Origin of the sequence: Kluyvera intermedia, assembly GCF_021440345.1 — a bacterium.
Classification (GTDB): Bacteria; Pseudomonadota; Gammaproteobacteria; order Enterobacterales; family Enterobacteriaceae; genus Kluyvera; species Kluyvera intermedia_A.
Genome location: NZ_JAKCNS010000076.1, coordinates 17,386 through 40,443, shown reverse-complemented (window position 1 = coordinate 40,443; position 23,058 = coordinate 17,386). Strand labels below are relative to the sequence as shown.

General features: G+C 55.9%; 17 protein-coding genes. 9 read left to right on the top strand and 8 right to left on the bottom strand.

Translation table 11 applies throughout. From position 1 onward, the window contains the following. Nucleotides 1-2: 2 nt before the first annotated feature. A complete protein-coding gene (locus LZ634_RS18555) occupies nucleotides 3-1,439 on the top strand; it encodes a glycoside hydrolase family 32 protein (protein WP_234507849.1) in 1,437 nt (478 codons plus the stop codon). A gap of 141 nt (nucleotides 1,440-1,580) precedes the next feature. Here the strand turns inward: LZ634_RS18555 and metJ are convergent, their stop codons facing one another. Beyond that, entirely contained in the window at nucleotides 1,581-1,898 is a 318-nt protein-coding gene (metJ, locus tag LZ634_RS18550) for a met regulon transcriptional regulator MetJ (protein ID WP_052284227.1), read from the bottom strand. A gap of 259 nt (nucleotides 1,899-2,157) precedes the next feature. On the opposite strand from metJ, the gene metB reads away from it, so the two are divergent. Both metB and LZ634_RS18540 read left to right on the top strand, forming a co-directional pair. After that, a complete protein-coding gene (gene metB / locus LZ634_RS18545) occupies nucleotides 2,158-3,318 on the top strand; it encodes a cystathionine gamma-synthase (protein ID WP_234507847.1) in 1,161 nt (386 codons plus the stop codon). A gap of 2 nt (nucleotides 3,319-3,320) precedes the next feature. Next, nucleotides 3,321-5,753, top strand: a complete 2,433-nt coding sequence (locus LZ634_RS18540; protein WP_234507845.1) for a bifunctional aspartate kinase/homoserine dehydrogenase II — start codon at nucleotides 3,321-3,323, stop codon at nucleotides 5,751-5,753. A gap of 53 nt (nucleotides 5,754-5,806) precedes the next feature. Here the strand turns inward: LZ634_RS18540 and LZ634_RS18535 are convergent, their stop codons facing one another. Beyond that, nucleotides 5,807-6,178 carry a carboxymuconolactone decarboxylase family protein gene (locus LZ634_RS18535; RefSeq protein WP_234507843.1) on the bottom strand — a complete coding sequence of 124 codons (372 nt, stop codon included), beginning with the start codon at nucleotides 6,176-6,178 and terminating at the stop codon, nucleotides 5,807-5,809. An 88-nt stretch (nucleotides 6,179-6,266) separates the two neighbouring features. Here LZ634_RS18535 and LZ634_RS18530 point away from each other — a divergent pair, with 88 nt between their 5' ends. Then, nucleotides 6,267-7,151, top strand: coding sequence for a LysR family transcriptional regulator (locus LZ634_RS18530; RefSeq protein WP_234507841.1), 885 nt, complete (start codon nucleotides 6,267-6,269; stop codon nucleotides 7,149-7,151). Here LZ634_RS18530 and malI read toward each other — a convergent pair. From malI to LZ634_RS18515, 3 genes are all read right to left on the bottom strand, one after another. Continuing rightward, nucleotides 7,148-8,164 carry a Mal regulon transcriptional regulator MalI gene (malI, locus tag LZ634_RS18525; RefSeq protein ID WP_234507839.1) on the bottom strand — a complete coding sequence of 339 codons (1,017 nt, stop codon included), beginning with the start codon at nucleotides 8,162-8,164 and terminating at the stop codon, nucleotides 7,148-7,150. The genes LZ634_RS18530 and malI overlap by 4 nt on opposite strands. Nucleotides 8,165-8,252: 88 nt before the next feature. Beyond that, nucleotides 8,253-9,752: a PTS transporter subunit EIIC gene (locus tag LZ634_RS18520; protein WP_234507837.1), complete on the bottom strand. Its 1,500-nt coding sequence runs from the start codon at nucleotides 9,750-9,752 to the stop codon at nucleotides 8,253-8,255. 212 nt (nucleotides 9,753-9,964) lie between these two features. Next, nucleotides 9,965-11,083 (bottom strand): cytoplasmic protein, encoded by a 1,119-nt coding sequence (locus tag LZ634_RS18515; protein WP_234507995.1) that lies wholly within the window; start codon nucleotides 11,081-11,083, stop codon nucleotides 9,965-9,967. A 133-nt stretch (nucleotides 11,084-11,216) separates the two neighbouring features. On the opposite strand from LZ634_RS18515, the gene LZ634_RS18510 reads away from it, so the two are divergent. From LZ634_RS18510 to katG, 4 genes are all read left to right on the top strand, one after another. Next, the gene (locus LZ634_RS18510) at nucleotides 11,217-12,770 is read left to right on the top strand and encodes a bifunctional metallophosphatase/5'-nucleotidase (protein ID WP_234507835.1); all 1,554 of its coding nucleotides are present in this window, start codon (nucleotides 11,217-11,219) and stop codon (nucleotides 12,768-12,770) included. 195 nt (nucleotides 12,771-12,965) lie between these two features. Then, the gene (metF, locus tag LZ634_RS18505; protein WP_166517128.1) at nucleotides 12,966-13,850 is read left to right on the top strand and encodes a methylenetetrahydrofolate reductase; all 885 of its coding nucleotides are present in this window, start codon (nucleotides 12,966-12,968) and stop codon (nucleotides 13,848-13,850) included. A 142-nt stretch (nucleotides 13,851-13,992) separates the two neighbouring features. Then, nucleotides 13,993-14,898, top strand: coding sequence for a DMT family transporter (locus tag LZ634_RS18500; protein WP_234507833.1), 906 nt, complete (start codon nucleotides 13,993-13,995; stop codon nucleotides 14,896-14,898). Between the two features lie 225 nt (nucleotides 14,899-15,123). Further along, on the top strand, nucleotides 15,124-17,298 hold the full coding sequence (gene katG, locus LZ634_RS18495) for a catalase/peroxidase HPI (protein ID WP_234507831.1): 2,175 nt from the start codon (nucleotides 15,124-15,126) through the stop codon (nucleotides 17,296-17,298). A 70-nt stretch (nucleotides 17,299-17,368) separates the two neighbouring features. Here katG and gldA read toward each other — a convergent pair whose 3' ends face one another. From gldA to ptsP, 3 genes are read right to left on the bottom strand one after another with little or no spacing between them, the layout of a single operon-like run. After that, nucleotides 17,369-18,472 (bottom strand): bifunctional L-1,2-propanediol dehydrogenase/glycerol dehydrogenase, encoded by a 1,104-nt coding sequence (gldA, locus tag LZ634_RS18490; RefSeq protein WP_234507829.1) that lies wholly within the window; start codon nucleotides 18,470-18,472, stop codon nucleotides 17,369-17,371. An 11-nt stretch (nucleotides 18,473-18,483) separates the two neighbouring features. After that, on the bottom strand, nucleotides 18,484-19,146 hold the full coding sequence (fsa, locus tag LZ634_RS18485; RefSeq protein WP_234507827.1) for a fructose-6-phosphate aldolase: 663 nt from the start codon (nucleotides 19,144-19,146) through the stop codon (nucleotides 18,484-18,486). Between the two features lie 11 nt (nucleotides 19,147-19,157). Further along, nucleotides 19,158-21,659, bottom strand: a complete 2,502-nt coding sequence (gene ptsP / locus LZ634_RS18480; protein WP_234507825.1) for a phosphoenolpyruvate--protein phosphotransferase — start codon at nucleotides 21,657-21,659, stop codon at nucleotides 19,158-19,160. A 312-nt stretch (nucleotides 21,660-21,971) separates the two neighbouring features. Between ptsP and LZ634_RS18475 the strand changes: the two genes are divergently transcribed. After that, complete coding sequence (locus tag LZ634_RS18475) at nucleotides 21,972-23,051, top strand: PTS fructose transporter subunit EIIC (RefSeq protein WP_234507822.1); 1,080 nt, start codon at nucleotides 21,972-21,974, stop codon at nucleotides 23,049-23,051. Nucleotides 23,052-23,058 lie beyond the last annotated feature (7 nt).

Genomic DNA, 23,058 nt, shown 5'->3' with positions numbered 1-23,058 from the left:
CTATGACCTTCTCAATTGCCAAAGCTGAACAGGAACTGCAGACCCGACGTGAGGCGCTGAATCCGCGGTGGTATCCGCGCTATCACCTCGCGCCCCGGGCCGGATGGATGAATGATCCCAATGGTCTGGTCTGGTTCGATGGCTGGTATCACGCGTTTTATCAGCATCATCCCTACTCAACAAAATGGGGGCCGATGCACTGGGGGCATGCCCGCAGCCAGGATCTGGTGCACTGGGAACATCTGCCGGTGGCGCTCGCGCCGGAAGGGCCTGAGGATAAAGACGGCTGCTTTTCCGGTTCAGCGGTCGTGGATGGCGATACGCTCGCGCTAATCTACACCGGGCATAAATTTCATGGCGATCCCAGCAGTGATGACAACCTCTATCAGGTGCAGTGCCTGGCGACCAGCCGGGACGGCATTCACTTTGAACGCCAGGGGCAGATCATTGATACCCCGGCGGGTTTGCACCACTTCCGCGATCCGAAGGTCTGGCACGAGGGGGATGATTGGTACCTGGTTGTCGGTTCACGAGTTGGCGATACCGGCCAGGTCCGTCTGTATCGTTCGCACGATCTCCGGGAGTGGCGGGATGAAGGGATCCTCGCCGAAGCAAAAGAGGGAATGGGCTTTATGTGGGAATGCCCGGACTTCTTCATGCTCGACGGCAAACGGGTGTTGATGTTCTCGCCGCAGGGAATGGCGGCGGAGGGCTACCGCAATCGCAATCTTTTCCAGAGCGGCTATTTGGTTGGCGACTGGCAGCCAGGGCAGCCGTTTGTGCCTGACGGTGAATTTATCGAAATGGATCACGGCCATGATTTCTATGCGCCGCAGAGTTTCCTGACGCCGGATGGTCGACGGATTGTTATAGGTTGGCTGGATATGTGGGAATCGCCGATGCCGGAGCAACGCGATGGCTGGGCGGGAATGCTCTCTTTGCCGCGTGAAATTCGCCTGGGGACCGACAACCGTTTGAGAATGACGCCCGCGGAAGAAGTGGCGGCGCTACGCGGCAGCTACTATCCGTTACTGGCGCAGCATTTAAAGAACCAATCTGCGCCGATTCTCGACGATGCAGAGGCCATTGAGCTGGAACTGGTATGGGATACCGGCAACGCAAGCGCTGAATGCTACGGTATCGCGCTGGGGGATGGCTTACGAATCTATGTTGATGCACAGGCGCAACGACTGGTTCTGGATCGCCGCTACGCTCAACTGATGCTGGAGGGGAGCCGCAGCGTGCCGCTGCCTGCCGCCGATCGTCTTTCATTGCGGATTTTTATCGACCGCTCTTCCGTTGAGGTCTTTGTTAATGACGGTGATGCTTGCTTGAGCAGCCGTATCTATCCGCAAGACGATCAGCGTCAGCTCTGCGTATTTGCCAACAATGGCGTCGCAACGTTGAATTCTGGCGGCTACTGGCCTTTGGATAAATAACGAGGAACAACAGCGATGAATATTTGGGTATTGGGTGATGTGGTGGCGCAGTCCAGTTGCTACCGGAATATGAGATAAAAATAAACTCACCCTGAAAACGAAAAAGCCGGGAAACGCAGGCGCTTCCCGGCTTTTATGGGATTAATATTCCCACGTCTCCGGGTCAATCCCCAGCTCACGCATAATCAATTTCGCTGCTTCTGGAATTTCATCGCTGCGCTCTTTACGCAGGTCTTCATCGTTAGGCAACGGTTGACCGGTAAAAGCATGCAGGAACGCTTCACACAGCAATTCGCTGTTGGTGGCGTGGCGCAGGTTGTTGACCTGACGACGCGTGCGTTCATCGGTGAGGATCTTCAACACCTTCAGAGGAATGGAAACCGTAATTTTTTTTACTTGCTCACTCTTCTTACCGTGCTCAGCGTATGGGCTGATATATTCGCCGCTCCATTCAGCCATGAGATACCTTTAATCCTCTAGTCATTAGTTAACAGGCCGGTTCACGACCATGATCGCGCGCAGTTTACCGTACAGGCCCCGTTCTGGCACGAGTTAAGCCTTCGCAGATGTGCGCTAATGCATATAATTTTAACGGCTATTTGCCAATAGCTCAATCTATACGCAAAGAAGTTTAGAAGTCTAGATGTATTGACGGCTATGTAAACTATGTTTACTCTGGGGTCTGACTTTTCACAGACCTTGCCAGGAACGAATCCTCATGACCCGTAAACAGGCCACCATAGCAGTGCGTAGCGGTTTAAATGACGACGAGCAGTATGGTTGTGTTGTCCCGCCTATCCACCTTTCCAGCACCTACAATTTTACCGGTTTTAATGAACCGCGTGCGCATGATTACTCTCGTCGCGGGAACCCGACGCGCGATGTCGTTCAGCGGGCGCTGGCCGAGCTGGAAGGGGGCGCAGGCGCCGTGATGACCAATACGGGGATGTCGGCGATTCATCTGGTGACTACCGTATTCCTGAAACCGGGCGACCTGCTGGTGGCACCGCATGACTGCTACGGCGGCAGCTACCGTCTGTTTGACAGCCTGGCAAAACGTGGCTGCTATCGCGTGCTGTTTGTCGATCAGGGCAACGACGCGGCGCTGAAAGCGGCACTGGCGGAAAAACCAAAGCTGGTGTTAGTCGAAAGTCCAAGCAACCCGCTGCTGCGCGTGGTCGATATCGCTAAAATCTGCGGGCTGGCACGCGAGGCCGGTGCGGTGAGCGTGGTGGATAACACCTTCCTGAGTCCGGCGCTGCAAAATCCGCTGGCGTTAGGCGCTGACCTGGTGCTGCACTCCTGCACCAAATATCTGAACGGCCACTCCGACGTGGTCGCAGGCGTGGTGATTGCAAAAGATCCGGATACCGTCACAGAACTGGCATGGTGGGCGAATAATATCGGCGTCACCGGCAGCGCGTTCGACAGCTACCTGTTGCTGCGCGGCCTGCGTACGCTCTCTCCACGTATGGAAGTGGCGCAACGTAACGCTTATGCGATTGTCGACTTCCTGAAAACACAGCCGCTGGTGAAAAAGCTGTATCATCCTTCTCTGCCGGAAAACCAGGGGCATGAAATTGCCGCGCGTCAGCAGAAGGGTTTTGGTGCGATGTTGAGCTTTGAGCTGGGTGGCGATGAGCAAACATTGCGTCGTTTCCTGAGCGGGCTGTCGCTGTTCACGCTGGCAGAATCGCTGGGCGGCGTTGAGAGCCTGATCTCTCATGCGGCCACCATGACGCATGCCGGTATGGCGCCAGAAGCGCGCGCCGCCGCAGGTATTTCTGAGACGCTATTGCGTATCTCAACCGGTATTGAAGATAGTGAAGACTTAATTGCCGATCTGGAAAATGGATTCCGGATCGCAGCCGAGGGGTAAACATGAGTGTGATTGCGCAGGCAGGGGCGAAAGAGCGTCAGCTGCATAAATTTGGTGGGAGTAGTCTGGCGGATGTGAAGTGTTACCTGCGCGTTGCCGGTATTATGGCCGAGTACTCGCAGCCCGGCGATATGATGGTGGTTTCCGCCGCCGGTAGCACCACCAACCAGCTGATCAACTGGCTGAAGCTCAGCCAGACCGATCGCCTCTCTGCGCATCAGGTTCAGCAGGCGCTGCGCCGCTATCAGTCGGATCTGATTAGCGGCCTGTTACCGGCAGACATTGCTGACGGCATGATTGCCGATTTTATCCACGACCTGGAGCGTTTGGCCGGGCTGTTGGATGCGGGCGTCAATGATGCGGTATATGCGGAAGTCGTCGGCCACGGTGAAGTGTGGTCGGCGCGTCTGATGGCGGAAGTCCTGAAGCTGCAAAATATTGACGCCGCCTGGCTCGACGCGCGCGCCTTCTTACGCGCAGAACGCAGCGCCCAGCCGCAGGTCGACGAAGGTTTGTCTTACCCGCTGTTGCAACAACTGCTGGCTCAACATCCGGGTAAACGTCTGGTGGTCACCGGTTTTATCAGCCGCAGTAACGCGGGTGAGACCGTACTGCTGGGGCGTAACGGTTCTGACTATTCGGCAACGCAAATCGGTGCGCTGGCGGGTGTTTCCCGCGTGACCATCTGGAGCGACGTCGCCGGTGTCTACAGCGCCGACCCGCGTAAAGTGAAAGATGCCTGTCTGCTGCCGTTGCTGCGTCTGGACGAGGCCAGCGAGCTGGCACGTCTGGCGGCACCGGTACTGCACACCCGTACGCTGCAGCCGGTTTCCGGTAGCGACATCGACCTGCAATTACGCTGTAGCTACACGCCGGATCAAGGTTCAACGCGCATTGAACGCGTGCTGGCCTCCGGTACCGGCGCACGCATCGTCACCAGCCATGACGACGTCTGCCTGATTGAGTTTCGTGTTCCCGCCAGCCAGGACTTTAAGCTGGCGTACAAAGAAATTGACCAGTTACTTAAGCGTGCGCAGATCCGCCCGCTGGCGGTGGGCGTTCATGCCGATCACCAGTTGCTGCAGTTCTGCTACACCTCGGAAGTTGCCGACAGCGCGCTGAAAATTCTTGATGAAGCCGGTCTACCGGGCGAACTACGCCTGCGTCAGGGGCTGGCGCTGGTGGCGATGGTTGGGGCGGGCGTCACCCGTAACCCGCTGCACTGCCACCGTTTCTGGCAGCAGCTGAAAGGTCAACCGGTTGAGTTCACCTGGCAGTCGGAAGAGGGCATCAGCCTGGTCGCCGTGTTGCGCGCTGGCCCAACCGAAAGCCTGATTCAGGGGCTGCACCAGTCGCTGTTCCGCGCGGAAAAACGTATTGGTCTGGTGCTGTTTGGCAAAGGCAATATCGGTTCCCGCTGGCTGGAACTGTTTGCTCGCGAGCAGGGCACGCTCTCTGCCCGCACCGGATTTGAGTTTGTGCTGGCAGGCGTGGTGGATAGCCGCCGCAGCCTGTTGAGCTACGAAGGGCTTGATGCCAGCCGTGCGCTGGCCTTCTTCGACGACGAGGCGGTTGAACAGGATGAAGAATCATTATTCCTGTGGATGCGCGCCCACCCGTATGACGATTTAGTGGTGCTGGATATTACCGCCAGCGAACAGCTGGCCGATCAGTATCTGGATTTCGCCAGCCATGGTTTCCACGTAATCAGCGCCAACAAACTGGCCGGGGCCAGCAGCAGCGATAAATACCGTCAGATTCACGACGCGTTTGAAAAAACGGGCCGCCACTGGCTGTATAACGCCACCGTCGGTGCAGGCCTGCCGGTGAACCATACCGTGCGCGATCTTATCGACAGCGGCGATAGCATTCTGGCCATCAGCGGTATTTTCTCCGGTACGCTTTCCTGGCTGTTCCTGCAGTTTGATGGCAGCGTGCCGTTCACCGATTTGGTCGATCAGGCGTGGCAGCAGGGGTTAACCGAACCGGACCCGCGCGTTGACCTTTCCGGTAAAGACGTGATGCGTAAGCTGGTGATTCTGGCGCGCGAAGCGGGCTACGACATCGAGCCGGATCAGGTGCGCGTTGAGTCGCTGGTTCCTGCGCACTGTGAAGATGGCTCCATTGATCATTTCTTTGAAAATGGGGATGAGCTGAACGAGCAAATGCTCCAGCGTCTGGAAGCGGCCCAGGAAATGGGGCTGGTGCTGCGCTACGTGGCGCGTTTTGACGCCAACGGCAAAGCGCGTGTTGGCGTGGAAGCGGTGCGCCAGGAGCATCCGCTGGCGGCATTACTGCCGTGCGATAACGTGTTTGCTATCGAAAGCCGCTGGTATCGCGATAACCCGTTGGTTATTCGTGGTCCAGGTGCCGGTCGCGATGTGACCGCTGGGGCTATTCAGTCGGATATCAACCGTCTGGCGCAGCTGCTGTAATCTTCCTCTTCTTATCCGGCCTGCACATCATCCGTAGGCCGGATAAGCGCTTTCTACTGCTTGGCAAACACCTCTTTCGCCGCAAACAGCCCGTTCAAGGCGGCTGGGAATCCGGCGTAAACCGCCATTTGCATAATCACTTCGATAATCTCCTCCTGGGTTAACCCCACGTGCAGCGCGGCGGCAATATGCACCTTGAGTTGAGGCGCAGCGGTGCCCATCGCGGTGAGCGCGGCGACGGTGGCAATTTCACGGCTGCGTAGGTCCAGACCTGGACGCGCGTAAATATCACCAAACGGAAACTCCAGCAGATAGCGAGCAAAATCCGGGGCAATATCTTTTAGGCTGTCCAGGACTGCATCGCCCCCTTTGCCATCAACCTGTTGCAGCATTTTCTGACCGGTAATAAAGCGTTCTGAAGGCATTGTTCGTTCCTCGTTGATAGGGGTATGGCGTGAGGATAGGGCGTGCAGATTGATTTGGATAATACCGATTCCGTGATACCTTTTTGGTATGACGACTTCCGCACTTCACTCTCTCGATATTCGCCTGCTGCGCTACTTTGCGGTGGTGGCGGAAGAGAACAACATGAGCCGCGCGGCGCAGCGACTGTTTATGTCGCAGCCTCCGCTCAGCCGCCACATCCGCCAGCTTGAAGAGCGGCTGGGGCTGACGCTATTTGTTCGCCATACCAAAGGATTGACCCTGACCGAGGAAGGGCAGCGGGTGCTGGCGATCGTCCGTCCGCTGCTGGCGCAGCAGGATAAAACCTACGCCGCGCTCGGCAGGCTTGCGCAAACTGGCACACAGTCGCTGCGTTTGGGGTTGACCACGGCCTTTGAGCAGGGCGTGTTTAGTGAACTGGAAAGGCATCTTGAAGCCCGATTTGAAGCGTTAAGTATTGTGCGCCACGGTTCGCCGGAGCTGGTGCGCCAGGTCCGCCGCGGGAAACTGGACGTCGCGCTGGTGGCGTTGCCGCTAGAGACTGAGGGGCTTTCCGTCATCCCATGTGCTCTACAGGAGCCGCTGATTGCCGCATTGCCTGCTCACTGGCCGGAGGCCGAGGTTGGGGCGCTGGCGCTTAGCGAACTGAATGCGCGGCCGCTGTTTTGGTTTAAGCGTGAGCGGAACCCCGCCTTTTTTGACTATACGCGGGATATTTTCCGTCGCGCGGGCTACGCGCCAGGCTGTATTGAAGAGCCGCTGGAGCATGACATCCTGCTGGCGCGCATTGCCCGTGGTGATGGATTGAGCCTGTTTCCGGCGTCATTTGCCGCGATACAGCGGCAGGGCGTGGTTTTTCGGCCGCTCAGCGACGACACGCTTAACGTGCGTTCAGGGTTGGTGATGCTGGCAGAAAATGAGGCGCGATTGCGCGGGCTGGCCGAACGGCTTTAAGCCGATTCGCGCGCCACTAATTGGCCGGATAGCGTGATGGACTGGCTTTGCAGCGTCGGCTCTTTGAGTTTGCGGATAATCAGCGTCGCCGCCTGGCGGCCGGTCTCTTCGCTGGCCGAGGAGACATAGCTAAACGCAGGTGACGTGAGGTTGATGTGCATCATGTCCTCAAAGCCAATCAGCGCCACCTGCTGAGTCAGAAACACGTCTTTCCCCACGGTGCGACCCACTTTATGAATCCCATCAATACAGCCGATCATTGCATCCGGCGAGTGGCACAACACAGCGGTGATGGCGTTATTGTTTTCCAGCAGCTGGCGCGTGGCGATACTGGCGGCGTGTGTATCATCGCCGCAAGCCGGGGTAAATTCTTCACGCGGTGTAATGCCGTAGCGGGTGAGGGTGTTGCGAAAACCCTCCAGTCGCTGCTGGCGAATCAGGTTGTTGTTCTGCCCGCCGAGATAGGCGATGTAACGATGTCCGCGTTCAATAAGATAGCGCGTGGCCAGGCTTGCCGCCTGTTGGTTATCGCGCAGCACCAGGTTGCAGGCTTCTTTGATTGGCGATTGTGACACTACCACTAACGGCAGCGGGCACTGGCGTATTTGCGCGGGAAGCGTGTCGCGGTTTACATCCGATGCCAGATAAATAACCCCGGCGACGCCCTGCTGCTTAAACGACAGCAGGCAGCGCTCAAGATGTTCATGTTCGTTGAGCGGCTGACCAAGAAAAACCATAAAGCCCTGTGACTCCAGCTCCTGAACAATGCTCGCCATCACTTTGATGGAGAAGCTGTCGCTAAAGTCTCTTAAAATCAGGCCAATAAGATTGGAGGTGTTGGCGCGAAGGTTAGCGGCGGCAATGTTGTGAACATAGCCCAGCTCATTGATGGCAGCCTGCACTTTTTCGATAGTCGCATCGGAGATTTTGCCTTTCTGGCGAAGCACCAGCGACACGGTAGAGACCGAGACGCCCGCCTTTTTTGCGACATCAATAATGCTGACTTTCTTCAAAATCGCTCCCTGAGCAGACCGCTAATCCACAAAAAACAAGAAGGTTCCCATCAGGGACGGGAACCTCCAACCGCTGACAATCTTATGATTATTTGCCAATCATCGTCGACATGGTTTGCGCGATAAATTGCGCTCGCGCGCCAAATATCACCTGAATACCGTTATCGCCGACGAAAACAACACCGCGTGCGCCGATATTATTCAAACCGTCCTTATCCACCGCCTTTTTGTCTTCAACCTCAAGACGCAGTCGCGTGATGCAGGAACCCACGGAGGCGATATTTTGCTCGCCGCCCAGCAGGCCGATGATATCGGTGGCCAGCTCGGTGTCGCTTTTATCGTTGGCGGTCACCGTGGTTTCCGTGCGGCCCGGCGTTTTGACGTCGAAACGGCGAATCACAAAGCGGAAGGTGAAGTAGTAAATCAGCCCCATCGGCACGCCAACGATAATGGCGTTGAGGAAGTTGGTCTGATAACCGTTAAACGACGGCAGGATACCGAACGAGATGTAGTCGATAAGCCCGGCGGAGAACGACTTGGCGATGTGCGCATGCAGCAGGTACATCACCATGTAGGAGAGACCGGCCATGATGGCGTTAAAGACGTAGAGAATCGGTGCCACGAAGATAAAGGTGAACTCCACCGGCTCGGTGATCCCGGTCAGGAAGCAGGTCAGCGCGGCGGAGAACAGAATACCGGCGGCGATTTTCTTATTCTTGGTATGCGCTTCGTGGTACATCGCCAGACACGCTGCCGGCAGCGCGAACAGCATCAGCGGGAATTCGCCCTGCATGAACTTGCCGGCATCCTGGTAGGTGTCGCTGCTGAAGGATTTCACACCCTCTTCCAGCATTTTGAACCAGATAGTCTGGTCGCCATGAATGACCTGGCCTGCGTGGGTGGTGTAATCGCCAAACGAGTACCAGAACGACGGGTACCAGATATGGTGCAGCCCTAGCGGGATCAGCGCGCGTTCTACCAGGCCGAAGATAAAGGTCGACGCGGCCTGATTATCGCCGTTGATAATCACCGACAGTGCGTCGATCCCCGCCTGAATATGCTGCCAGATGTACGGCAGAATCAGCCCGAGGATAAACGACAGCAGGGCGGTGGCGATGGCGACGAAACGCTTGCCGGAGAAGAAGCCGAGGAACTCTGGCAGCTGCATTTTATGGAAGCGGTTATAGCACCAGGCGGCAAGGATACCGCAGATCAGGCCGCCAAAGACGCCCATCTGCAGAGTTGGAATACCGACCACCATCGCGTATTTCCCGCCTTGCCCCGCCATTTCAGGGGTAATGCTGAGAACCGTACTGATGGTGATGTTGGTGACAAAGACCGAAACGGCCGCCGACAGTGCCGCGATACCAGACTCAGAAGCCAGCCCAACCGCGGAACCGATAGCGAACAGCATCGGCAGGTTGTCGAAAATAATCCCGCCTGCGTTCATCATCAGCGGCAGATGGAATTTATCCCCGAACGCCAACAGCAGACCGGCCGCCGGCAGCAGCGAGATCGGCAGCATCAGCGCGCGACCAATCATCGACAGTTTAGAAAGCGATTTAATAACACTCGATATCAGACTCATACTGATTTCCCCCGAATAGCCGCCTCTGCGTGCGTGCTTTTCTTAACCCTGTTTATAGTGAGTATAACGTTTTAGTAGAACGTTCTACTTATCGTGAAACAACCCATTAACGTCTGCAATAGAATTTTGTTTTCGGCGTGCGGTGTATGAGAAATATGCGATGCACATCGCAATTTTGAATTCACAGAAACAGTGTGGGTAAGCGGCTTTGATTACTTCAGGTGGGCATTATAGTCCCGAGCTAGCGCCTGAATATTGCGAGTCACGCGGCCAGCGCAAAAGCGGGCACTTTGCTGGAATGTTTCCTGCTGTTGAAGCCAGCTTAGGAAAAACCGGCTGGCATTCAGGTTAACTTGAGACCCGTTGTCTAAATGGGTATCGGTTAGCGAGCAGATCATTTTATGGTTCTGGCCTTGCTCCCAATGCTGCCACGGGTTTTGCCACCATCCCAGGAAGGTTTTCCCCTGTAGCCGCCAGTTGCGGGTTTCCTGCTCGTCATGGATATCTTCTTCAACAAACCAAAGCGATCCCTGGCGCTGGCGAAATTGCTCGGACCATACGGTGATTACCGCACCACGTAAGAAACATTCATGAGCAACGATATGGGTCCTGACATTAGGAAAGCGTATTTTAAGCACGCGAAAATGGCCGTGTGCTGTAATCACGGGGCGAAGAATCATCCCGCGGACGTTGCGCTTTAGAGATGATGCCCCGTACTGGACTTCATCAAACTGGCTGCGTTGAAAGAATTGACGTTCATTTTGTGCAACGCGTTGCATGACATCGCGCTGTTTATGGAAGGCAGGTGATAAGCCCTGCCAGCGATAGTGCAGCGATGCACCAGCGGAATGTGGCGTAAAGTTACTGGAAATATGGATAATATTGCCGCGAATGGCATCAAAACTGAGTAAAAAGTAAAGATTCTGTGCCGCCCTCGCTCCCTGGAAGGGGACGATCAGCGGAACGCTGCAAATAGCCTCTGGTGCAGCGATATTCTCGAGAGGCTGCTGCTTCGGTGTCCACACCTTTTTGCAGTACTGGCACTGGAGTCGCTGGTTACCTCCGGGATTATGGCCGTAGCGAATCACTTCGGCATGATAGCAATCCGGGCAAAAGTGGCCGTATTTCAGGGCATGCCCCGACAGATACGCGGAAGCCCAGCCGCGAAACTCAGTGTCGTTGAACAGCGGTGGATAGCTGCCACATGCCTGACAGTGCAGCGCCGGATAACCTAGTCGATAGTCTGGCCAGCGATAGTCCGGTGACGTGGGTTGCCCCAAATTACGGCAACCAAACGTTTTGCAGGTATTAATCGTGAATAGAGAGAGCATCGCGCCACCAACGATTTCAGCAGGTCGTTGATTCTGCTCTGCCACTATCACCCACCGCTGTGATTGCTCTCACATAAAAAAACCTTTCAGAACGTAATTTAGCCATTCCTCATATGACTGAAAGGGATTGATTATGAAATTAAAAATGATTGCGGCCAGCGTCCTGTTAACGCTGCCATTCTGGGTCTGTGCGAAAGACGTCACGCTTATTTATACCAACGATCTCCATGCTCACGTGGAGCCTTATAAAGTGCCATGGATTGCCGACGGCAAGCGTGATATTGGCGGCTGGGCGAATATCACCACTCTGGTGAAGCAGGAGAAAGCCAAAAACAAGGCAACATGGTTTTTTGATGCGGGAGACTATTTTACCGGGCCTTATATCAGCAGCATGACCAAGGGCAAGGCGATTATCGACATCATGAACACCATGTCGTTTGATGCGGTCACCATGGGGAACCATGAATTCGATCATGGCTGGGATAACACGTTGCTCCAGTTGAGCCAGGCGAAGTTCCCGATTGTACAGGGCAATATTTTCTATCAGAACAGCAACAAAATGTTCTGGGATAAGCCCTACACCATCATCGAAAAAGACGGGATTAAGATTGGCGTTATTGGCCTGCATGGCGTGTTTGCCTTTGATGATACGGTGTCCGCGGCGATGCGCGTCGGTATTGAAGCGCGCGATGAGGTTAAGTGGTTGCAGCACTATATCGACGAGTTAAAAGGTAAAGTGGATCTGACCGTAGCGCTGATTCATGAAGGGGTTCCGGCGCGTCAGTCCAGCCTTGGAAATACCGATGTTCGTCGAGCGCTGGATAAAGATATCCAGACGGCGAGCAAGGTTAAAGGGCTGGATATCTTGATTACCGGCCATGCGCACGTTGGTACGCCAGAGCCGATTAAAGTCGGCAATACGCTGATCTTATCGACTGACAGTGGTGGAATTGATGTCGGCAAACTGGTTCTGGATTACAAAGAGAAGCCGCATCAATTCATGGTGAAGCACTTTGAACTGAAGACAATTTTTGCTGATGAGTGGAAACCTGACCCACAAACCAAACAGGCCATTGATGGCTGGAATAAAAAGCTCGATCAACTGGTGCAGCAGAAGGTTGCTCAGATACCCGTTGAACTGACCCGTGCCTACGGCGAATCATCTTCATTGGGAAATCTGGCGGCGGATGCGCTGAAGATTGCCGCAGGTAAAGAAACCCAGTTAGCGCTAACCAACTCCGGCGGGATTCGCAATGAGATCCCGGCTGGTGTGGTGACGATGGGTGACATTATCAGCACCTTCCCATTCCCTAACGATCTGGTAACGATGGATTTGACCGGCAAGCAGCTTCGTAGTTTGATGGAGCATGGCGCAGGCTTAAGCAACGGGGTATTGCAGGTATCTGCAGGTCTGGAGATGCAATACGACAGCTCTAAACCCGTTGGGCAGCGGGTGACTCTGCTGAAGCTTAACGGTAAAGCCATTGATGATGCTGCGGTATATCGCATTGCCACTAACAGCTTCCTTGCTGATGGTGGCGATGGCTTCGCCGCCTTTGCTGAAGGCAGCACGCGCAACATCACGGGGGGCTATGACGTCTCTAATGCCGTTGTCGATTACTTCAAAGCGGGAAATACGCTGACCGATGAGCAACTCCACGGCATGCGCGTGAAGGATGTGAAGTAGCTAACTTGTTCGCCGCAGAGTAGAGACTCTGCGGCGCCAGATGAATTAATTTCACCTTCGCTGAGTATTACTCACTTTTTAAACCGATCTTTCTATTGACGCCTGTCTCCTTTTGCGGCATTTTTACATCCAGACGTCTAAACGGATGGATGTTTACAACACAACAATAATGACACGCGATTGATGAGGTAAGGTATGAGCTTTTTTCACGCCAACCAGCGGGAAGCGCTGAACCAGAGTCTGGCCGAAGTTGGGCAGATTAACGTTTCCTTTGAGTTTTTCCCGCCGCGCACCAGTGAAATGGAGCAAACCCTGTGGAACTCTATCGATCGCCTAAGCAGCCTGAAGCCGAAGTTTGTTTCGGTGACCTACGGGGCAAACTCCGGTGAACGCGACCGTACGCACAGCATTATTAAAGGCATTAAAGACCGTACCGGTCTGGAAGCCGTGCCGCACCTGACCTGCATTGACGCCAGCCGTGATGAACTGCGTGCTATCGCCCAGGACTACTGGAACAATGGCATTCGCCACATTGTGGCCCTGCGCGGTGACCTGCCGCCGGGCAGCGGCAAGCCGGACATGTATGCTGCCGACCTGGTGACGCTGCTAAAAGACGTCGCGGATTTTGATATCTCCGTTGCCGCTTATCCGGAAGTGCACCCGGAAGCGAAAAGCGCTCAGGCCGACCTGCTTAACCTGAAACGTAAAGTGGACGCCGGGGCTAACCGCGCGATCACCCAGTTCTTCTTCGATGTCGAAAGCTACCTGCGTTTTCGCGACCGCTGCGTAACCGCCGGTATCGACGTGGAAATTATCCCTGGTATTTTGCCGGTATCGAACTTCAAACAGGCGAAGAAATTTGCCGACATGACCAACGTGCGCATTCCTTCCTGGATGTCGCAGATGTTCAACGGTCTGGATGATGATGCTGAAACCCGCAAGCTGGTGGGCGCGAATATCGCCATGGATATGGTGAAAATTCTCAGCCGTGAAGGGGTGAAGGACTTCCACTTCTACACCCTGAATCGTGCAGAGATGAGCTACGCCATCTGCCATACGCTGGGCGTGCGCCCGGCGTAACCTGTAAGCAGAAGGTGTTAACGCTTTCTCTTGCGAATCACATCAAGCAGCCCGCGGCGGGCTGTTCGAGATAAAAGCCCTGTTTAGACAGGGCTTTTGCGCAGTATAGTAACGGTCATCACATCACTGTTACGGACCCACCATGTCTACCGAAGGGAAAAGCAATCCGCTGGCGCTTGTCGGCCTGCTCGCGCTGACGCTTATCTGGAGCTACAGCTGGATTGCGATGAAACAGGTGACGCTTTACATTGGCGCCTTCGATTTCACGGCACTTCGCTGCATTTTTGGCGCGATTTTGCTGTTTATCGTGTTATTTCTTCGCGATCGCGGTATGCGACCTACGCCCTTTGGCTACACGCTGGTTATCGCCTTACTGCAAACCTGCGGCATGATTGGGCTCGCCCAGTGGGCGCTGATGAGCGGCGGTGCGGGCAAAGTCGCCATTCTCACCTACACCATGCCGTTTTGGGTAGTCATTCTGGCGGCGCTGTTTCTCGGCGAACGCATGCGTCGGTTGCAATATGGCGCTATCGGCGTAGCGGCGGTGGGGCTATGTCTGGTGATGCAACCGTGGCAGCTCGACCTGACCTCGCTGAAAAGTGCACTGCTGGCGATTCTCTCCGGTATCAGCTGGGGTGCGAGCGCGATTGTCGCTAAACGTCTGTATCAGCGCCACCCAGGGCTCGATCTGCTGGCGCTGACCAGTTGGCAGATGCTCTATGCTGCGCTGGTGATGAGCGTGGTGGCGCTACTGGTACCGCAACGACCTATCGACTGGCAGCCGGGCGTCTTCTGGGCGTTGGGCTATAGCGCTATCCTGGCAACGGCATTGGCCTGGAGTCTCTGGCTGTATGTTCTGCGTAATCTTCCCGCTAGCATTGCTAGTCTGAGTACGCTGGCCGTACCGGTCTTTGGCGTACTGTTTTCCTGGTGGCTATTGGGTGAAAAGCCAGGCAGCCTGGAAAGCTGCGGTATTGTGCTGATTGTCTGCGCATTAGCGATTGTCAGCCTTAAAAAGCGGACTTCTCAGCTACGCAGTACCCGCTGAGGATTAAGTAATTCCTTACATTTTTCATGGGTTATTATTAATTTTCCCTATCGATCACAGTAGATTACCGCGCAATATGTAAGGATAAAGCTGACCTGCGCAGAAATTCCTCTCTGACAAGGGAAAAATAAGAGGAATTAACTATCAAATCCGTGGGTCATTTCAGCTATAACTTATCAGCATGGGTGTATATCTTAATGATAAATACTGTAAGGGAGCATAGTGATGAGCACGCCAGACGATACCCAGAACGCAGGTAAATGTCCTTTCCACCACGGTGGTGGACACGATCAGAGCGCAGGCGCAGGCACCAGTAGCAAAGACTGGTGGCCGAAGCAGCTCCGCGTTGATCTTCTTAATCAGCATTCCAATCGATCCAACCCGCTGGGCGAGGATTTCGATTACCGCAAAGAATTCAGCAAACTGGACTACTCCGCGTTAAAAGGTGATATCCGCGCGCTGCTAACCGATTCTCAATCCTGGTGGCCAGCCGACTGGGGCAGCTACGTAGGGCTGTTTATCCGCATGGCATGGCACGGTGCGGGCACCTACCGTTCACTGGACGGTCGTGGTGGCGCTGGCCGTGGTCAGCAACGTTTCGCCCCGCTGAACTCCTGGCCAGACAACGTGAGCCTGGATAAGGCGCGCCGTCTGCTGTGGCCAATCAAACAAAAATACGGCCAGAAAATTTCCTGGGCTGACCTGTATATCCTCGCGGGTAACGTGGCGCTGGAAAACTCCGGCTTCCGTACCTTCGGCTTCGGTGCCGGTCGTGAAGATGTGTGGGAACCGGATCTGGACGTCAACTGGGGTGATGAAAAAGCCTGGCTGGCGCACCGTGACCCAGAAGAGCTGGCGAAACGTCCGCTGGCCGCGACAGAAATGGGCCTCATTTATGTGAACCCGGAAGGACCAAATGCCAGCGGTGAACCGCTGTCAGCGGCGGCGGCGATTCGCGCCACCTTCGGTAACATGGGGATGGACGACGAAGAGACCGTGGCGCTGATCGCCGGTGGTCATACGCTGGGTAAAACTCACGGCGCGGCGGAAGCTACGCACGTCGGGGCCGACCCGGAAGCTGCGCCAATTGAATCGCAGGGCCTTGGCTGGGCAAACAGCTTCGGCAGCGGCGCTGGCGCGGACGCGATTACGTCCGGTCTGGAAGTGGTCTGGACACAGACGCCAACCCAGTGGAGCAACTACTTCTTCGAGAACCTGTTCAAATACGAATGGGTGCAGACCCGCAGCCCGGCTGGCGCAATCCAGTTTGAAGCGGTGGATGCACCGGACCTGATCCCAGACCCGTTCGACCCGTCGAAAAAACGTAAACCAACCATGTTGGTGACTGACCTGACGCTGCGCTTCGATCCGGACTTCGAGAAGATTTCTCGTCGTTTCCTTAACGACCCGCAGGCCTTTAACGAAGCTTTTGCCCGCGCGTGGTTCAAACTGACCCACCGTGATATGGGGCCAAAAGCGCGCTACATCGGCCCGGAAGTACCAAAAGAAGATCTGATTTGGCAGGATCCGCTGCCGCATCCGTTCTTCCAGCCATCCGCTGATGATATCGAAAGCCTGAAGGCTGAGATTGCGGCTTCTGGCCTGACCGTGAGTGAGCTGGTTTCCGTGGCCTGGGCTTCGGCTTCCACCTTCCGCGGCGGTGACAAACGCGGCGGCGCGAACGGTGCACGTCTGGCGCTGGCTCCGCAGAGAGGCTGGGACGTTAACGCCACGGCGGCACGCGTTCTGCCGGTGCTGGAAGGCATCTATAAGTCGGCGCACAAAGCGTCGCTGGCCGATATTATCGTGCTGGCAGGCGTTGTTGGCGTCGAGAAGGCGGCGCAGGCGGCTGGTGTGAACATCAAGGTGCCATTTGCTCCGGGCCGCGTAGATGCGCGCCAGGATCAGACGGATATCGAGATGTTTGAGCTGCTCAAACCGATTGCCGATGGTTTCCGTAACTATCGTGCAGCACCGGGCGAAGCGACGACTGAATCTCTGCTGATTGATAAAGCACAGCTGCTGACGCTGACTGCACCGGAAATGACGGTGCTGGTAGGCGGCCTGCGCGTGCTGGGCGCGAACTTTGATGAAAGCCAGCACGGTGTTCTGACCGACAACGTGGGCGTACTCAGCACCGATTTCTTTAGCAATCTGCTGGATATGCGCACCGAGTGGAAAGCGACCGATGCCTCTTCAGAACTGTTCGAAGGCCGCGATCGCGCCAGTGGTGAAGTGAAATACACCGCCACCCGTGCTGACCTGGTCTTCGGCTCCAACGCCGTACTGCGCGCGCTGGCGGAAGTTTATGCTTCCAGCGATGCGAAAGAGAAGTTTGTGAAAGACTTCGTGGCGGCTTGGGTGAAAGTGATGAACCTGGATCGTTTTGACCTGCTGTAAGGGTTAAAACGAGATAAAAAAATCCCCGCTTACGCGGGGATTTTTGTTTGTGGCGTTCGGTGAGGGAAAATTACTCCCACTCGTGCAGGAAACGCTGCCCATACTGGTCGGCAACCAGCAGCGCCGCGTAAACGCGGTCAGGATCGGCGCCGCCAGGCATGTTGTGAATGGTCTCGCCTTCCGCGCAGGCGGCTTCCGCCACCAGACGCATTTTCGCCGGGATATCCTCTTTGATATCCAGCTGTGCCAGGGTAATCGGCAAGCCAACGCTGTGGCACAGTGCGGCAACGGTTTCAATCTCATCCACCGAAGCGTTTTCCAGAACCAGCTGGGTCAGCGTGCCAAACGCGACTTTTTCGCCGTGATAGAAGTGGTGTGCGTCCGGGATTGCCGTCATGCCGTTGTGAATAGCATGCGCCGCCGCCAGACCGCCGCTTTCAAAGCCGACGCCGCTAAGGTAGGTGTTAGCCTCGATAACCCGCTCCAGCGCTGGGGTGACCACGTGCTGCTCGGCGGCGAGCATCGCTTTTTCACCTTCTTCAATCAGCGTGTTGTAGCACAATTCGGCGAGTGCCAGCGCGGCCTGAGTGCATTGACCTCCGGCCATGGTGGTGGCTCCGCTGCGCGAGCAAGCGCGAGCTTCAAACCAGGTGGCCAGCGCATCGCCAATCCCGGCAGCCAGCAGACGGGCTGGGGCACCGGCGACAATTTTGGTGTCGACGATAACCATGTTTGGGTTATGCGGCAGCATCAGGTAGCGATCAAATTCGCCGTCATCGGTATAGAGCACGGAGAGCGCGCTGCAAGGGGCATCGGTGGAAGCGATGGTGGGTACAATGGCGACCGGCAGATTCATAAAGTGGGCCAGCGCTTTGGCGGTATCCAGCGTTTTCCCGCCGCCGATGCCTAAAATGGCGCTGCATTTGGCGCTATTCGCCACATCCTGCAGACGGTTGATTTCGTTTTGCGAACATTCGCCGCCAAACGGGGCGATTTCGACAGACAGCCCCGCGCCGGCCAGGCTTTTGCGCAGTTTCTCTTCAGCAAATCCCAGCACAAACTTGTCGCCGACGACCAGCCAGCTGTTGGCCATTGGCGTTAAGTAATCGCCAAGACGCGTGATGACGTCGGCGCCCTGAATATACTTACCTGGTGATTGAATAATGCGATCCATACATTTCTCCCCTACAGGTTTAGATTTCCGAATGCGTTTTTCCAGTCTTGCTCGAACTTCTCTATAGCTGACTCTACCGCGGGCGTGCCGAGCATTTGTTGCGCTACATCTAAAGGAAGGGTGATGGCTTCACATCCTGTTAATAAACAGTCCAGCGCCTGGCGAGGCGTTTTAAAGCTGGCTGCCAGCACTTTGCTGTCAGGCGCGTGCAGCTCCAGCAGAGACTGCAGCTCTTGCACCATGCGGATACCGTCGCCGCCCTGGGCATCAACGCGGTTGACGTAAGGGGCTACGTACTTCGCACCGGCGAGCGCTGCCAGTAGGCCCTGTGAGGCGCTGTATACGGCGGTGCCCAGTGTAGTAATCCCCTCTTTTTTCAGAAGCTTAATTGCGGCCAGACCTTCTGCTGTCACCGGAACCTTGACCACAATGCCAGGAATGGCGTCATGGAGTTTGCGGGCATCGGCGACCATGCCGTCGGCGTCGCGGCTCATGGTCTGGGCAAACAGCGTCCCGTTTTCACCGATGGCGTGTTTCAGGCGTGGCAGCACGTCCCAGATAGACTCGCGGCTGGCGGCGACAATGCTCGGGTTGGTGGTCACGCCGGCAATCGGAAAAATACGGGCCAGGCGTTCAACTTCCTGCACATTGGCGGTATCCAGATACAGTTCCATGCTATTTCCTCTTAAAGTTCCAGTTCATGTTGCAGCAGGCTGGCAATGGCGTCGGCAGAGGCGGCGTTAACCAGAGAGTTGCGGAATTCGGCATGCATGATGCGACGTGCCAGGCGCGAGAAAATGCGCATGTGCTGATCGCCAGCGGCATGTTTATTGAGCGTCAGCATAATAATGAACTGCGCTTCTTCATCGCCCCAGGCGACGGGAGCGGGCAGCCGGGCGACGCTGATGGTCGATTGTTCGATATGCTCGGACTTGCTGTGCGGAATGGCAAAGCTAAAGCCCAGCCCGGTGGAGAAGACGGCTTCACGCGCCCATAAATCGGCTTCCAGCTTGCGCGGGTAGCGGCAGCGCCCGGCGAGCAGCAGGTTGTCGGTCATCCCCTTGATAACCTCTTCTTTGCTGCGCCAGTCGTTATCCAGCGAGATGCAGCGCGGGGTAATCAGCGGCGCATCCTGTTGACTCATGCGGAACTGGGCCAGCAGATGCTCTACTTCCAGCGAGGTGCGACAGGCCATGGCCTGATTGAGTAACTGGCGGCAGGCGCGGCTGTCGAGCTGCGCCAGGCGTGCTTTGGTCGCGGGAATCGACGGTGCGCGCATGCTGATTTCATCCAGCCCCAGTCCCACCAACAACGGCAGCACCGAGCCTTTCGCTCCCAGCTCGCCGCACAGGCCAATCCATTTCCCCTGACGGTGCACTGCCTGCACGGCGAAATCGAGTGCGCGCAGGAAGGCCGGGTTCAGGCTGTTGTAATGGCGGGTCACCTTGGCGTTGTCGCGGTCCACCGCCAGCAAATACTGCGTCAGGTCATTGCTGCCGATGCTAAAGAAATCAATCTCTTCGCAGCACTGATCGATGATAAACATCACCGACGGCACTTCCAGCATGATGCCCAGCGGGATGCGTTCATCAAACGCCACGTGCTCGCTGCGGAGCTGCTGTTTGGCTTCGGCCACTTTCTCTTTAACCCAGAGGATCTCTTCCATTGAGGAGATCATCGGGATCATGATTTTCAGGCTGCCGTGCGCCGAGGCGCGCAGGATGGCCCGTAGCTGAGTGGTGAAAAGCTGCGAGTACTCTTCATAAATACGTACCGCGCGGTAGCCGAGGAACGGATTGTTTTCTGCCGGAATATTGAGGTAGTCCACCGGCTTGTCGCCGCCGATATCCATGGTACGAATAATAATGCTGCGCCCGTCAGCGGATTCCAGCGCCTGACAAAAAATGTTGTACAGCTCGCTTTCGCTCGGCTCGCTGGTGCGATCCATATAGAGCATTTCGGTGCGGAACAGACCTACCGCTTCCGCGCCGTTGCCAAATGCCGCCTGTGCTTCCACCGAATGAGCAATATTGGCGGCCACTTCAAGGCGAATGCCATCGGCGCTGCGCGCTTCTTTGTCTAGCCACTCACTTTGCTGCTCGCGAATCGCTGCCTGTAGGCGCGACTCCTGCTGGTAATAGCGGGTGATGGCCTCGGTGGGAGCAACAACGACAGCGCCAGCGTTGCCGTCGAGATAGACCGTCTGATTCTGCCACGGCGTCAGCGCTGAAATATCCACGCCTACGAGCGTCGGAATATTAAAGGAGCGAGCAAGGATGACGGTATGTGAGGTCGTCCCGCCGCTTTCCAGCAGCAGACCTTTGAGCAGCGTTTTATCCAGTTCGAGGAACTGGCTTGGAGTCAACTCTTCGGCGACGCAGATAGACGGCTGAGTGAGCTGCCCCGGCGCCGGGAAGCGCTGTTCGCCATAAATATGCTGTAGCAGCTGGAAGCCCACGTCGCGCATATCGAGTGCGCGTTCCTGCAAATAGCTGCTGCTGGAGCGGGCAAATTCGTCGCAGAAGTGACGGGTGCTTTCGATGATCGCTTCGGCACAGCTTAGGCCGCCGTTCACACCGGCCAACAAATGCTGACGCAGCGAGGTGTCGGTGGCCAGCGAGCGGTGAGCTTCAAGAATCGCGCTGGCGGTACTGTCGTTTTCCAGCAGGCGCAGCTCCAGCGTTTTGACCAGCATGGTTAAGCCGCTATCGAGAGCGGATTGCTCCTGCTCCGGGTTTTTTGCTGGCGGCAGCTCGCCGAGGTTGTTGAAGTCCAGTGCGGCAAGAGGCGTTAGCACGCCGCCTGCGCTACCGCTACAGACAGGTTGAGCGCGAAAAAGCGTGGGGTTTAAACGGGTTAAGGATTCTGGCAGCGCTTCTTGCTCTACGCTGGCCGCCTGTGCCAACGGCGCGTCGCACAGCGGGAATTCTTCTTTGAGCCATACGGCGAGGTGTTGATGGGCGGCTTGCTCATCAGCACCGCTTATCAGCAGCTGGCAGCTATCGCCCGCCAGCGTGTCGGTGCCGATGATCGCCAGCGCACTTTTAGCGTTGCCCTTACGGTTCGTACGCAGGTTATGCCATTCAATATCGCAGCTAAATGTGTTGCACAGCGTTTCGACATGGCTGGCAGGACGGGCGTGTACGCCATTCGGTAATTCGCAGACAAATTCAACAACCAACGTCATAACCCTATCTCCCAAATCATTCGATATGGGTAACAGAATAGGGGGCTTGTTATCGGCACGGCTATCTGACATTTATGTCAAAAACTGGACAAATGTATGGTTCACTAGAAAATGCGAGCGACCTCACACGTTGCTCTCTCTGCTTATAAATACACAGTTGATGCCAACTTTAGAGGTCGCTCGCATTTTTCTTCGGACATTACAAAAATCCAGTAAATGCACTTTTTATCCACTGTCTGTCCCGCCGCCAATTGCCTATTGTTTGCCACAACACCTTAATAGACATGGGCTCATAAAGCCCAGGAGCGACTGATGAAAGAATTAGTGCAAATACTCAGAAATACCCGTCAGCATTTGATGACGGGCGTGTCGCACATGATCCCGTTTGTCGTAGCGGGCGGTATCTTACTGGCGGTTTCCGTCATGCTGTACGGCAAGGGTGCCGTGCCGGATGTCGCCACCGATCCTAACCTGAAAAAACTGTTTGATATTGGTGTCGCGGGCCTGACGCTGATGGTGCCATTCCTCGCCGCCTACATCGGCTACTCCATCGCCGAGCGCTCCGCGCTGGCACCCTGCGCGATCGGTGCGTGGGTGGGCAATAGTTTCGGTGCTGGTTTCTTTGGCGCGCTGATCGCCGGGATTATCGGCGGTATCGTCGTTTACTACCTGAAGAAAATCCCGGTGCATAAAGTTTTGCGCTCGGTGATGCCTATTTTCGTTATCCCGATTATCGGTACGCTGATTACCGCAGGCATCATGATGTGGGGCCTGGGCGAGCCGGTCGGCATGCTGACCAACAGCCTGACCCACTGGCTGCAAGGCATGCAAGCCGGCAGCATCGTGGTGCTGGCGGTGATTATGGGGCTAATGCTGGCGTTCGATATGGGCGGCCCGGTGAACAAAGTGGCCTACGCCTTTATGCTGATTTGCGTTTCTCAGGGTGTCTATACCGTGGTGGCTATCGCCGCTGTCGGTATCTGCGTACCGCCGCTGGGGCTGGGTTTAGCCACGCTTATCAACCGTAAAAACTTCAATAATGAAGAACGCGAAGCCGGCAAAGCGGCGCTGGTGATGGGCTGCGTCGGTGTGACCGAAGGGGCGATTCCTTTTGCCGCCGCTGACCCGCTGCGCGTTATCCCGTCCATCATGCTGGGCTCCGTATGCGGTGCCACTACCGCTGCGCTGATGGGAGCACAGTGCTACGCCGGATGGGGCGGTTTGATTGTCCTGCCGGTGGTGGAAGGCAAGTTGGGCTACCTGCTGGCGATTGTGGTGGGTGCGGTGGTCACTGCCGTGAGCGTCAACCTGCTGAAAAGTCTGGCGCGTAAGAACAAAAAAGCGGCCGTCGAAAAAGAGGACGACCTGGATTTAGATTTCGAAATTAACTAATTGAGAA